The organism is Dactylosporangium aurantiacum (genome assembly GCF_000716715.1).
Lineage (GTDB): Bacteria > Actinomycetota > Actinomycetes > Mycobacteriales > Micromonosporaceae > Dactylosporangium > Dactylosporangium aurantiacum.
In genome coordinates this window covers 1-12,995 of sequence record NZ_JNYJ01000019.1, presented here as the reverse complement: position 1 = coordinate 12,995, position 12,995 = coordinate 1, and the positions used below count along the sequence as shown (strand labels likewise).

11 protein-coding genes are annotated in these 12,995 nt (G+C 72.5%); 6 read left to right on the top strand and 5 right to left on the bottom strand.

Translation table 11 applies throughout. The features are described from left to right. Positions 1-117: 117 nt before the first annotated feature. On the top strand, positions 118-3,621 hold the full coding sequence (locus OP18_RS21405) for a BTAD domain-containing putative transcriptional regulator (RefSeq protein WP_052387075.1): 3,504 nt from the start codon (positions 118-120) through the stop codon (positions 3,619-3,621). Between the two features lie 367 nt (positions 3,622-3,988). After that, on the top strand, positions 3,989-4,999 hold the full coding sequence (locus tag OP18_RS21400) for an alcohol dehydrogenase catalytic domain-containing protein (RefSeq protein WP_211273628.1): 1,011 nt from the start codon (positions 3,989-3,991) through the stop codon (positions 4,997-4,999). Between the two features lie 86 nt (positions 5,000-5,085). Here OP18_RS21400 and OP18_RS21395 read toward each other — a convergent pair whose 3' ends face one another. Next, entirely contained in the window at positions 5,086-5,475 is a 390-nt protein-coding gene (locus tag OP18_RS21395; RefSeq protein WP_052387074.1) for a peptidoglycan-binding domain-containing protein, read from the bottom strand. Between the two features lie 384 nt (positions 5,476-5,859). Here OP18_RS21395 and OP18_RS21390 point away from each other — a divergent pair, with 384 nt between their 5' ends. Continuing rightward, positions 5,860-6,813 (top strand): NAD(P)-dependent alcohol dehydrogenase, encoded by a 954-nt coding sequence (locus OP18_RS21390; protein ID WP_033360776.1) that lies wholly within the window; start codon positions 5,860-5,862, stop codon positions 6,811-6,813. 69 nt (positions 6,814-6,882) lie between these two features. Further along, positions 6,883-7,344 carry a cupin domain-containing protein gene (locus OP18_RS21385; RefSeq protein WP_052387073.1) on the top strand — a complete coding sequence of 154 codons (462 nt, stop codon included), beginning with the start codon at positions 6,883-6,885 and terminating at the stop codon, positions 7,342-7,344. A gap of 74 nt (positions 7,345-7,418) precedes the next feature. On the opposite strand, the gene OP18_RS21380 is transcribed toward OP18_RS21385, so the two are convergent. From OP18_RS21380 to OP18_RS21370, 3 genes are all read right to left on the bottom strand, one after another. Continuing rightward, on the bottom strand, positions 7,419-8,432 hold the full coding sequence (locus OP18_RS21380; RefSeq protein WP_033360775.1) for a hypothetical protein: 1,014 nt from the start codon (positions 8,430-8,432) through the stop codon (positions 7,419-7,421). 59 nt (positions 8,433-8,491) lie between these two features. Next, complete coding sequence (locus OP18_RS21375) at positions 8,492-8,842, bottom strand: PadR family transcriptional regulator (RefSeq protein WP_033360774.1); 351 nt, start codon at positions 8,840-8,842, stop codon at positions 8,492-8,494. Between the two features lie 76 nt (positions 8,843-8,918). Continuing rightward, positions 8,919-9,863: an acyltransferase domain-containing protein gene (locus OP18_RS21370; protein WP_033360773.1), complete on the bottom strand. Its 945-nt coding sequence runs from the start codon at positions 9,861-9,863 to the stop codon at positions 8,919-8,921. A 267-nt stretch (positions 9,864-10,130) separates the two neighbouring features. Here OP18_RS21370 and OP18_RS21365 point away from each other — a divergent pair, with 267 nt between their 5' ends. Then, complete coding sequence (locus OP18_RS21365) at positions 10,131-10,559, top strand: Fur family transcriptional regulator (protein ID WP_033360772.1); 429 nt, start codon at positions 10,131-10,133, stop codon at positions 10,557-10,559. A 23-nt stretch (positions 10,560-10,582) separates the two neighbouring features. After that, on the top strand, positions 10,583-12,853 hold the full coding sequence (gene katG / locus OP18_RS21360) for a catalase/peroxidase HPI (protein WP_033360771.1): 2,271 nt from the start codon (positions 10,583-10,585) through the stop codon (positions 12,851-12,853). 35 nt (positions 12,854-12,888) lie between these two features. On the opposite strand, the gene OP18_RS57375 is transcribed toward katG, so the two are convergent. After that, positions 12,889-12,995, bottom strand: a 107-nt coding sequence (locus OP18_RS57375; protein WP_162189818.1) for a LuxR C-terminal-related transcriptional regulator, incomplete at its 5' end; no start/stop codon positions are given.

Here is a 12,995-nt window from a genome sequence, read left to right as displayed (position 1 = left end):
TGCCCGAACCCGTAGTACGGGCCGCGGCGGTACACCCGGCCGCTTGCGGGGCGTCACCCGTACCGAACCCGGACTACGATGCGATCGATACATCGACAGCAATGGGGGCGGGTCGGTTTGTCGGAAGAGCAGGTCGACGGTGGCTTCGCGCAGCTGCTGCGGGAGTTGCGGCGCCGGGTCGGCCTGACCCAGCGGGAGTTGGCGGCCCGGGCGGGCATGAGCGCCGCCGCCGTCCGCGACCTGGAGCAGCGGCGGACCGTGCAGCCGCACGCGTCGTCGCTGCGGCGCCTCGCGGCCGCGCTGGAGCTTGACGCCGGCGGCGAGGAGGCGCTGCGCGCCGCGGCCGCGCGGCACCGGCCGGCCGGCGAGCCTCCGCCGGATGACCTCGACGCGCCCGTCACCATCGGTGTGCTGGGGCCGTTGCAGCTGCGGCGCGGCGCGGCGCCGCTCGCCCTCGGCGCGCACCTGCAGCGGGTGCTGCTGGCCAGGCTGGCGCTCAGCCCCAACGCGTCGGTGCCCCGCGCGGAGCTGCTCGAGACCCTGTGGGACGACCAGGAGCCGCCCTCGGCGCTCAACCTGCTGCAGACCTACGTGACCCGGCTGCGCCGCCTGCTGGGCGCCGTGTCCGCGCACTCGGCGGCAGACGTCGCGCTGCTGCTCACGCCCGCCGGGTATCAGCTGCGGCTGGCGCCGGGGCAGCTGGATCTGCTGCGGTTCCGGCGGCAGGTGGAGGCTGCCCGGGCGGTGGGCGCCGCCGAGCCGGAGACCGCGATGGACAACCTCGAGGCGGCGCTGGACCTGTGGCGGGGCGAGGTGCTCGCCGACGTCGAGCAGCTGCGTCAGCACCCACTGGCGATCGCCGCCGGCGCCGAGCGGGTCGCCGCCGCGCTGCTGCACGCCGACCTGGGTGAGCGGCTCGGCCGGCACGAGCGGACCCTGCCGTGGCTGCGCCGGCTCGGCGTGGTCCACCCGCTGCACGAGCCGCTGCAGGGCAGGCTCATGCTGGCCCTGGCCGCCACCGGTCAGCAGGCCGCCGCCCTCGGCGTGTACGACCGGGTGCGCGGGCGGCTCGTCGAGGAGCTCGGCATCGACCCGGGTCCGGAGCTCGACGACTTCCGCGGGCGCGTCCTGCGGCAGCAATGGACGCGCACCGCGACGCTGGAGCTGCCCGCGAAGCTCCAGCCGGCGGTCGGCGTCGCGTCGCAGGTACCGGCCCAGGTACCGGCCCAGGTGCCCGCCCCGGTGGCCGACTTCACCGGCAGGGAGGAGCAGCTCGACCTGCTCTGCCGGCTGCTCGACCGGGACCCGGCCGCGCCGCCACCGCCGGCCGTCACGGTGTGCGCCGTGGCGGGCGTCGGTGGCGTCGGCAAGACCGCGATCGCGGTGCGGGCCGCGCATCGTCTCCGGGCCGCGTTCCCCGACGGGCAGCTGTATCTCGACCTGCACGGCGCCGGCCCTCGACCGGTGTCACCGGTGGAGGCGCTCACCCACTTCCTGCGGGCGCTGGACGTGCCACCCGCCGCGATCCCGGCCGATCAGGCCGGCTGCGAGGCGTTGTACCGCAGCACGGTCGGCGCCCGGCGGCTGCTGATCGTCGCGGACAACGCCCGTGACGCGCGGCAGGTGCGGCCGCTGCTGCCCGGGTCCGGTGGCTGTGGCGTCATCGTCACCAGCCGCCGCCGGATGATCGACCTGGAGGGCGCACACCTCGTCGACCTCGACATGATGCGCGACGGCGAGGCGCTCGACCTCTTCGCCACCGTCGTCGGGCCGGCCAGGGCCCTCGCCGAGAAGCAGGCGTCGTCATCGGTGGTCCGTGCCTGCGGCGGGCTGCCGCTCGCGATCAGGATCGCCGGCGCCCGGCTCGCCAGCCGTCCGAAGTGGACCGTCGCGCTGCTCGCCCGCCGCCTCGACGACCAGCGCCGCCGCCTCGACGAGCTGCGGGTCGGTGACCTGCAGGTCCGGGCCAGTTTCCGGCTCAGCTACCAGGACATGGCGCCGCGGGCCGCCCGGGCGTTCCGCCTCCTCGCCCTGGCGCCGGTCGCCGACATCGCCGTCGACACGGCGGCGGCGATGCTCGGCCAGGACGCCAGGGACCTCGAGGACGACCTGGACTTCCTCGTCGACGCCAGCCTCATGGATGCCGCCGGACCGGGCAGGTTCCGCTTCCACGACCTGCTGCGCCTGTACGCCGCCGACCTCGCCAAGACCGAGGACCCCGCCGACGTCCGCGAGACGGCGCTGCGGCGGCTGCTGGACTTCTACCTGCAGCGGGTGACCAACGCCGGGCGCCTGCAGCACCCCAACATGGTGCGGTTGGCGCTGCCGGAAGTCACGGCGACGCCGTTCACCGACTGCGACGAGGCCCTCGAATGGCTCGGCGAGGAGATCGACGCGATCGTCGCCGTCATCGGCCATGCGGCCGACGAGGGCCCGCCGGACATCGCCTGGAAACTCGCCGACCAGCTCCGCGGCTACTTCTTCGCAGGCCGGCGGCTGGCCCAGTGGGTGGCGTCCGGCGTGGCAGGGTTGCGGGCCGCGGTCCGCGCCGGCGACGAGCACGCCCAGGCCGCCATGCACCAGACGCTCGGCCAGGCGTACTGGTCCTTCGGCGACTTCACCCGCTCGCTCGCCGAATACGAGCGGGGTCTCGGCATGGCCCGCCGCGCCGGTGCCGTCGACATGGAGGCATATCTGCTGCACAACATCGGCCTCGTGCAGCTCGCCGTCGGGCGCCGTCAGGAGGCGCATGCGGCGTACATGCAGTCGCTGGAGGTGTGCAAGTCGGCGGGCCTGCCGTACGTGCAGGCGGTCACCCTCAACGACCTCGGCATGCTGTGCTGGGAGGAGGGCCGGCTGCCCGACGCCGCCCGCTACCTCACCGAGGCACTGGAGCTCAACGTGCGCGGAGCCAACATCGGCGGGCAGGGCATCAACACCACCAACCTCGGCACCGTCATGCGCGAGCAGGGCCAGCTGCCGCAAGCCCGGGCGTACCTGGCCGAGAGCATCGAGCTGAGCCGGCAGGCCGGCTCGCACTACGGCATGATGGGCGCACTGGACGAACTCGCGCAGGTCTGCGTCGAGGAGCACAATCTGGCCGATGCCATCCGGCTGGCCGAGGAGGCGCTGCGGGCGGCCCGCGGCATGGACCACCGGCCCTACCAGGCGACGATCCTCGCCACGCTCGGCTGCGCACTGCTCGCCGCCGGCAGGACCCGCGACGCCACCGCGCCGCTGCACGAGTCCTACACGCTCGCGTGCGCGGTCGGTGCGCCGTACTCGCAGGCCAGGGCCCTGATCGGGCTGGCGCTCGCGGCCGCACGGCAAGGTGAGCACGCGGCGGCGTCCACCTACGCGGCCGACGCGCTCGCGCTCGCCCGCGGCGGCGGCTACCGGATGCTGGAGGCCGACGCCCTGGTGACGCTCGTCCTCGTCGACGTCGACCGCGCCGCCGTGCCGGCCGTCGCCACCGGATCCGGCCGGCCGGCGGCACGGCTCGAAACCTCGCGCGACCTGCTCGGCACGGCACTGCGGATCTGCGTCACCGGCGGCGCGCAGGCCCGGGCCGACCGCATCACCCGCCTGATGGCCGAGTACACCGGCCAGCCCCGCCAGTGACGCCGCCTCCCGTGCGGGGGCCGAAGACGCCGTCGACGGTGCCCGGGGGTGAACCCGGTCATCGGAGGTCCCGAACCACGACCCCAGGGTAGGCCACGCCACCCGCCCCACTACGACGTTCCCGGCTCCACCGGTCCCGTCACCCGCGGAACCGTCCTCAGCCGCCCGCCCTGCCTACCCCGCGCAGCCGTCGAAACCGCGCTGCACGTCGCGCGGCGGCGGATTACCTCGTGTCCCGCGGGGAAGCAGCAGTCGACCGGTGCTGCCGGCCTGATTCGTCGACCCGCAAGATGGCGAGAGAACAATGCAGATGCGAGCCGCTCGGATGTACGGGTACCGGGAACCCCTTCGGATCGAAGAGGTTCCTGTGCCCGATGTCGCACCCGACGAGATCCTGGTGAAGGTCGCCGCGGCGGGTATGTGCCGAAGCGACTACCAGCTCGTCGACGGCTACTTCAAGGGTCCGTTCCCGGTGACGTTTCCCTACATCCCCGGGCATGAGATCGCGGGGCGCGTGGCCGGGTTGGGCGGTGCGGTGCCGCCGACGGCGGCCCTTTCCGAGGGCGACATGGTCGTGGTCTACCCCAGCTGGGGTGACGGTACCTGCCGGCAGTGTCGCGAAGGCAACGAGCAGTTGTGCAGCGGCGACGGACGTTGGGTGGGCTTCGGCCCGCCGGGAGGCTTCGCCGAGTATCTTGCCGTGCAGTACCGGCACGCGATCCCGGTGTCAGGGCCGGGCGTGGAGACGCCGGAGATTCTCGCGCCGCTGACCGACGCTGGTGTGACCCCCTACCGCGGGTTGAAGAAGCTGCGCGACGCCGGCAAGCTCGGGCCGGGGCGCACGGTCGCCGTCAACGGTATCGGCGGCCTGGGCGCTTATGCGGTCCAGTACGGCCGGCTGTTCGCCGGCGGGTCCACGGTGATCGCATTCGGCCGCACCGACAGCAAGCTGGCCGTCGCGATGGAGAACGGCGCGCACCACGGGATCAACACCAGGGACAAGTCCGTCGAGGCCATCCAGGACGAGCTTGCCGAGCTCACCGGCCGGCGCACGATCGATGCGATCCTGGACTGCGCGGGCGCCACGGCATCGGTCTCGTTGGGGTTCGACCTGCTGGGCGTCGAAGGTGCCGTGGTGTCCGTCGGGATGATGAGCGACCGCGTTGAACACCGCCTGTTCCCCTTCGTCGGGACGGAGCTGTCCTATCTCGGTTCCTTCTGGTCGAACTTCAACGACCTCGTCGAGGTCCTGGCGCTCGCCGACGCCGGAAAGATCAAACACAACGTCACCAAGGTCAGGCTCGAGGACGTCAACGAGAACCTGGAGACCCTGGGCCGCGGCGGTGTCGTCGGCCGCCAGGTCATCGTCTTCGACTGAGCACCGCCGTCTGCACGCGTGGGTGACCGGGTCCGACACCGCCCGGCGGCCGGGGTGGGCGCCGGGCGGTGGGGCGAGCGGGACGGTCAGGGCTGGCGGCGCAGCACCGGCCAGGACGCGGGGCCGATCTTGCCGTCGACGACGAGGCCCGCGTTCACGCCCTGCTGGAACGCCTTCGCGGCGGCCTGCGACCGGGGTCCGAAGACGCCGTCGATGGTGCCGGGGCCGGGGGTGAACCCGTAGCGCTGCAACAGGCACTGGGCCTCGATGCCCGCGGTGGAGACGCCGCTCGCCGTGGGCTGGACGGTGTTGCCGGAGTAGTAGCCGGCGTACCAGTACCCGGTCGCGGCGTCCCATGCGAAGTGGCACGCGTACGCCGCCGACGCCGAGCTGTTGGGCAGCACGGCGACGCCGACGGCGAGTGCTGCGAAGGTGGAGGCAAGGGCGATGCTTCGGCGCACAGTGAGCTTGCGCATGGTCGGTCGACTCCTTCAGTCGCTGGCCAACACGTGATCATCTGCCCTGCCTCGATCCTGGTCGATCACCCCCGAAGCTGTCAAACCGTCCGTCGAGCGGCACCCGCACGCGGACGTCGTACAGTGGCGGCAATCGCAGGACGGTGCGCAGGCTGGGCAAGCGCCCCCGGTCGGTGGCGGCACCGACCATCCGCCAGTGGTGGCCGGCGACTACTACCGAGAGCGGGAAGCCGCCGCGTCGGTCAACTGCAGCGGATCGCGGCTGCGAAGGCGGGCGGCCACGGCCGGCCACCAGGCCGTCCGAGCCGCTTGTCGCGGCGTGCTACACAAGGGCGTGGTTGCCGGGTCGGCCGCCGTCGAGCGGAGAGTCGCGGGGGTACGCGGATGAGAGCCGTCGTGTACGACCGTTACGGGCCACCGGACGTACTGCGGATCGACAGCGTTGCCGTGCCGGCACCCGCGGCCGGGCAGGTGCGGGTCAGGATCGCGGCGACGTCGGTCAATCTCAGCGACTGGGAGACCTTGCGCGGCACGCCGCTGTACTCGCGCATCGGTGGGCTGCGTGCGCCGGCCCGCCGGACGCTCGGCTCGGACATCGCCGGTTGGGTCGATGCGGTCGGTTCGGGGGTGACCCGGTTCCGCCCCGGTGACGAGGTGTACGGCGACAACCTCGCGCTCAAGGGCGGGTTCGCCGAGTACGCGATCGCTCCCGAGTCGGTGCTGGCGGTGAAGCCCTCGGGACTGACCTTCGTCGAGGCGTCGACCATTCCGCAGGCCGGCGTGATCGCCTGGCAAGGCACCCACGGCACTCGAGCCGGTCAGAGGGTTCTGGTCAACGGTGCCGGCGGAGGTTCCGGCGCGTTCGCGATGCAGCTCGCCAAGCGACTCGGTGCACACGTGACCGGCGTCGACAACGCCGGCAAGCTCGACTTCATGCGATCGCTCGGGGCGGACGAGGTGATCGACTACCGCAGCGAGGACTTCACCCGCCGCGGCCCGTACGACCTCATCCTCGACCTGGTGGCCCACCGGTCGGTGTTCGCCTACCGCCGGGCGTTGGCCCCCGGCGGCCGCTACCGGTGCGTCGGCGGATCGGTGTCCGCGCTGCTGCGCGTCCTGACCGTCGGCTCGCTGGCCGGTCTGCTCACGCGCCGGCGGCTGAGCGTGCTTGCCGTCAAGGAAGGGCCGGCACACTTCGCACCGGTGGCCGAACGATGCGTGGCCGGCGACCTCAGGATTCACATCGACCGGACCTTCACGCTCGACGAGGTGCCTGAGGCACTGGCCCGGGTCGGTGAGGGACACGCGCTGGGCAAGGTCGTCGTCAGCGTGAGCTGACCTTCATCACCCGATCAGGCGCGCGCGATCAGGGCAGCGGCGCAGGAGGTCGGCTGCGATGATGTGATCATGGATGCTTCGGTACGGGCGCTGCTCAGCCGCCCCGGTGACGGCGAACTGATCGAGGCGGCCGGGGTCGAGCACCTGTTCCGGCTCACGGCGGCGCAGACCGGCGGGCGGTTCGGGTTCGAGGAGTTCACCCTGGCGCCAGGGATCGTGGGTGCCCGGCCGCACGTGCACCATGCGCACGACGAGTTCTTCTACGTCCTGGACGGCGAGCTCACCGTCCACGACGGCGACGGCGAGACGACCGCAGGACCGGGCGGCCTGCTGGCCGCGTTGCGCGGCGCCCCGCACGGCTTCCGCAACGCCGGCGACCGGCCCGTGCGCGGGTTGTGCCTCTACACGCCCGCCGGCTACGAGGACTACTTCCGCCAGGTCCACGCCGCGGTGGCCGCCGGAGCCGTCGTCGACGACGACATGCTCAACGAGTTCCGGAACCGCTTCAACACGACCCCGTACGTCCGGTGACCGGCACGATGTACGCCCGCACCGGCGGCGGTGGGGGTACCCGTGGCCGCGGGAGACCAGCCGGAGCCGGCGTGTCACGTCGATGCTGACGGCGCGCCGCAGGTCGGGCAGCGACCCGCGGCGGTGTGGACCGGCCGGCCGCGCGACGACAGCCGACCCCGGGCCGCGATGGCCAGCGGCATCGACACCAGGCCGAGCGTCAGTACCAGCATCGCCGCGGTCACCATGTGTGACCACACCGGGATGATGGACCTGCCGGCGCTGCTGTCGTCGAGCATCGCGCTGAGCGGATGCAGTGCAAGCATTCCGATCGGTGTGAGCAGGATCAGCAGTGCCCAGGCGCCGCGGTGGTCGTGCCGGGCGGCCAGGCCGAACGCGAGCAGCGCCCCGCCGATCAGCAGTGTCACCGCGGCGGCAGGCAGTGCCGTCGGGGCGGCCTCGTAGTAGAAGTCGCCGGAGAAGACGAAGCGCGGCGCGGTGCTGGCAGCGACCGGAACGCTCACTGCCGCGGCGGCGAGCGGCATCAGCCGGACCCGCCGGGGTTGCCGGCCGGCCGCGCCGAGCGCAACGACACCGAGCACGAGCTGGGGCAGCAGCACGAACAACGGCGGCCGGTGCACGCCGGGCAACATCGCAGCCGGCACGACGCCAGCGGTCACCAACACGGCGAGGCCGATCGCCCACCGGAACCACCGGCCGGGCGCGACAACGTGCACGACGACGGCCAGCAACCAGGCCGCCCACACCGGGACGCCGAGCGACGACAAGAAGGGCCCGCGGTGCGGAAACCACGGCGCCCACGGCACCACCGCCTCGAAGATCGCCCACCCGGTCGCGAACGCGGCGAGCGTGGCCAGCGCGAGCACGCCGGCGAGCCGGAACCCGGCACCGAGGTCCTGTGCGACGCGCAGGTGCTGGCGCAACCCACCGACCGCGAGGTCCGCGACGTCGGCGGCCGAGGGCCTCGTGCGGTCGGGCGCGGCCAGGGACAGGTAGGTGTCCACCAGCTCCGAGCCGCGCTCCCGCCGATAGCCGGCCGGATAGAACAGTGCCGTCCAGCGCGCATAGCGGCGCTCCAGCTCGGTCATGGTCGGGCCTCCCTGGTCGTCCTGCCCTTCCGGGCGGTCATGCCGGCGTTCCGCCGCGCTCACGCGATCCCTCCGCTGAGGCGGGGCGCGGGCCGGATGGCGGGCAACCGGGCGGTCGCGGCATCGACGTTGCGGCGCATGCGCTCGGTCTCGGCGGCGAGCACCTCGCCGCCGGACTCGGTGAGCTGGTAGTAGCGGCGCAACCGGCCTTCGACGATCTCCTCGTGATCGACGCGTACCAGGCCGGCGTCGACCAGCCGGTCGAGGGCCCCGTACAGCGTGCCGGGCCGCAGCGAGACGCGTCCGCCGGACAAGCGGTCCACCTCGGCGATCAAGCCGTACCCATGCAGAGGCTCACCCGCGAGGGCGGTGAGGATCAGGAACGTGGGTTCGCGCAGCGGGGTCTCCACGCGGGTCAATATATCGGGTGCGAAGGTATGACGAAAGCCGCAGGTTCAGCCCGGTCGGTCGCGTCGCGGCGGGGGCCTACAGCGAGAACCGGCCGCGGCGCCACTGCCAGTGGCGGCCCGCCCGCAGGTGGTCGATGACGGCGCGCTGCAGCACCGTGCCGCGGGGCAGCTGGTCCAGTGGCGTGGTCAGGCTGCGGAACGCGAAGCGCAGCACCTCCACGTCGGCGTCCAGGCCCTCCGGCTCCTCGTACGGGTCCAGCTCGAACCGCCGCTGGAAGCGCACGATGTTGGAGTCCTCCGGCAGGTACTCCAGCAGCTGCGGGTCGAGCAGCCACGAGCCGCAGGCGAAGGCGGTGTAGTGCTCGTCGGGGAAGTGGCGCGGGAAGAAGGCGCGGGCCTCGTCGAGCGACGCCGTGACCGCCGCCGGGGTCAGCGGGCCCGCCTCGGGGATGTGCAGGTCGATGGCGGTGTCGCCGCGCTGGTGCTGCAGGCGGCCCAGCTGGTACAGGCCGCCGCGAAAGTGCAACGTGAGCCAGCTCTGCATGACCGGCCAGCCCTCGCGCCGCATCCGCCGGTCGACGGCCAGGTTGCGGCCGAGGTCGGCCAGGGTCGCCCAGGTGACGGACGCGTCGATGCCGTGGTCGCGGTGGTACGCGGTGACGACGTCGACCAGGGCCAGGTACGCGTACACGTACAGGTGCCGCCAGGCGGGTCCCCGCTCGCGCGGCAGCTCGGGGCCGGGCACCAGCCACGCGTGCCCGCCGAGGTCGGCGCGGACCAGCGCGATGGTGCGGTCGAGCAGCCAGCGCAGCTCGGGCGTCCACAGCGGTGAGCCGGGGTCCGGCCAACCCTCCATGATCTCGGCGGCGTCGTCGGGGCGCACCGCGAGCCGCTCCAGGATGGCCGGGGCGTCGGCCTTGGCGGGCAGCGGGGCCGAGGGCCGGTCGGCGGCGAGCCGGTCCACGCGCTCGACGTCCTCGACGCCCACCCCGAGCCGTGCGGCGATGTCGTGCAGATCCACGCCGATGACCTTACCGACCGGCGTCGAGACGGACGGGTGTCGCCGTGGCCGTCGGCGTCCAGCCGGCAGGCGGTCAGGGCGCGACCGGACCACGGGACGATGAGCCGCCTCCGTTCATCAGGGATTCATCCTGCGCGGCCGGCCGCGACACGCCGGAGACCGGGCCGCAGGACCCCGCTGAGCTGGCCAAACCCGCCGCGGGTGAAATTCTCCGACGTACCGGCCGAAAACTTGAACTATTCCAGACTCGTGGCATATGTTGATCGCGTGACGTTGGACTTCGAGACGCAGCTGCGTGCGGTCTCGTTGCGCGTGACACGGCCTCGACTGGCGGTGCTCGGCGCGCTGCGCGATCACCCGCACGTCGACACCGACACGGTGATCGCGCTGGTCCGCGCGGATCATCCGACGGTCTCCCACCAGGCGGTCTACGATGTGCTGCGGGCGCTCACCGACGCCGGGCTGGTGCGGCGTATCGAGCCCGCCGGTGCGACCGCCCGGTATGAGTCCCGGGTCGGGGACAACCATCACCATGTCGTGTGCCGGTCCTGCGGCGTGATCGCCGACGTCGAGTGCGCCGCCGGCCACGCCCCCTGTCTGACCGCCTCGGACGACCACGGCTTCGTGGTCGACGAGGCGGAAGTCGTGTATTGGGGCACCTGCCCCGACTGTGCGACCGAATCCACCTCGCACTGATCCGCCAGTTCGGAAGGAAACTGATGAGCGACACCCAGGACAATGGCCCCGTCAGCGCACAGGGCGTGGATGAGAAGGCCGCGGCCGGCTGCCCGGTCGCGCACGACTCGGTGACCGCGCACGGCAGCGAGAGCGAGAACCCGGCGATCGACTCGCCGACCCCGAAGACCGGCGGCCGCCCGCGCGGCAACCGGGACTGGTGGCCCAACCAGCTCGACCTGTCGGTCCTGCACGCGCACTCCTCCAAGGGCAACCCCCTCGGTGCGGACTTCAGCTACGCCAAGGAGTTCCAGAAGCTCGACGTCGAGGCGCTCAAGCGGGACATCACCGAGGTCCTCACGACCTCGCAGGACTGGTGGCCGGCCGACTTCGGCCACTACGGCGGCCTGATGATCCGGATGAGCTGGCACGCGGCGGGCACCTACCGCATCCACGACGGCCGCGGCGGCGCCGGCGACGGCGGGCAGCGCTTCGCCCCGCTCAACAGCTGGCCTGACAACGCCAACCTCGACAAGGCCCGCCGCCTGCTGTGGCCGGTGAAGCAGAAGTACGGCCAGAGGATCTCCTGGGCCGACCTGCTGGTGCTCGCCGGCAACGTGGCGCTGGAGTCGATGGGCTTCAAGACCTTCGGCTTCGGCTTCGGCCGCGCGGACGTGTGGGAGCCCGAGGAGATCTTCTGGGGCCCCGAGGACACCTGGCTCGGCGACGAGCGCTATGTCGGCGCCGCCGAGATGGCGCCCGAGGTCGGCGCGACCGAGATGGGCCTCATCTACGTCAACCCCGAGGGCCCCCGCGGCAGCGCCGACCCGCTCGCCGCGGCGTACTTCATCCGGGAGACCTTCGGCCGGATGGCGATGAACGACGAGGAGACCGTCGCCCTCATCGCCGGCGGCCACACCTTCGGCAAGACCCACGGCGCGGGCGTCGCCGACAACCACGTCGGCCCGGAGCCGGAGGGTGCCCCGCTGGAGGCGCAGGGTCTCGGCTGGCTCAGCAGCCACGGCAGTGGCAAGGGCGCCGACACGATCACCAGCGGCCTCGAGGTGACGTGGACCGACCAGCCGACGCAGTGGAGCAACCGCTTCTTCGAGATCCTCTTCGGCTACGAGTGGGAGCTGACGACCAGCCCCGGCGGCGCGAAGCAGTGGGTCGCCAAGGACGCCGAGGCGATCATCCCCGACGCGCACGACCCGTCGAAGAAGCACAAGCCGACGATGCTCACGACCGACCTGTCGCTGCGGATGGATCCGACGTACGAGAAGATCTCCCGCCGGTTCCTGGAGAACCCCGACGAGTTCGCGCTCGCGTTCGCCAAGGCCTGGTACAAGCTGCTGCACCGCGACATGGGCCCGGTCAGCCGCTTCCTCGGCCCGTGGGTGCCCGAGGCCCAGCTGTGGCAGGACCCGGTGCCGGCCGTCGAGCACGACCTCGTCGGTGAGGCCGACGTCGCCGCGCTCAAGGCGAAGGTCCTGGAGTCCGGCCTGACGACCGCGCAGCTGGTGTCCACCGCGTGGGCGTCCGCGGCGAGCTTCCGCTCGACCGACAAGCGCGGCGGCGCCAACGGTGCCCGCCTGCGCCTGGAGCCCCAGCGCAGCTGGGCGGTCAACGCCGGCACCGCCGAGGTCATCGACCGGCTCGAGGCCATCCGCGGCGAGTTCAACGCGGCCGGCGGCGCGCAGATCTCGATCGCCGACCTCATCGTCCTGGCCGGCTCGGCCGCGGTCGAGAAGGCGGCCCGCGACGCGGGCGTCGAGGTGACCGTGCCGTTCCACCCGGGCCGCACCGACGCCTCGCAGGAGCAGACCGACGTCGAGTCGTTCCGGGTCCTCGAGCCGCGCGCCGACGGCTTCCGCAACTACCTGCGCCCCGGCGAGAAGACCCAGCCCGAGGTCCTGCTCGTCGACCGCGCGTACATGCTGGACCTGACCGCGCCGGAGATGACCGTCCTCGTCGGCGGCCTGCGCGCGCTGGGCAACAACGTCGGCGGCACCCAGCACGGTGTGCTCACCGACCGCCCCGGCGTGCTCACCAACGACTTCTTCGCCAACCTGCTCTCCCCGGGCACGCGGTGGAAGGCGTCGGAGTCCGAGGAGCACGTGTACGAGATCCGTGACCTGGCCACGGACAAGGTGCGGTGGACCGCCACCGCGGTCGACCTCATCTTCGGCTCCAACTCCCAGCTGCGCGCCCTCGCCGAGGTCTACGCCAGCGAGGACGCCCGCGAGAAGTTCGTGACGGACTTCGTCGCGGCGTGGACGAAGGTCATGGACCTGGACCGGTTCGACCTGGTCTGACCCCAGCGGCACCGCGGCGGGCCGCGCCCCTCGGGTCAGTGTCTGCCGAGGAGGCGGGAGGCGAGGACGGCGGCCTGGGTGCGGCGTTCGAGGCCGAGTTTGGCCAGGAGGCTGGAGACGTAGTTCTTGACGGTCTTCTCGG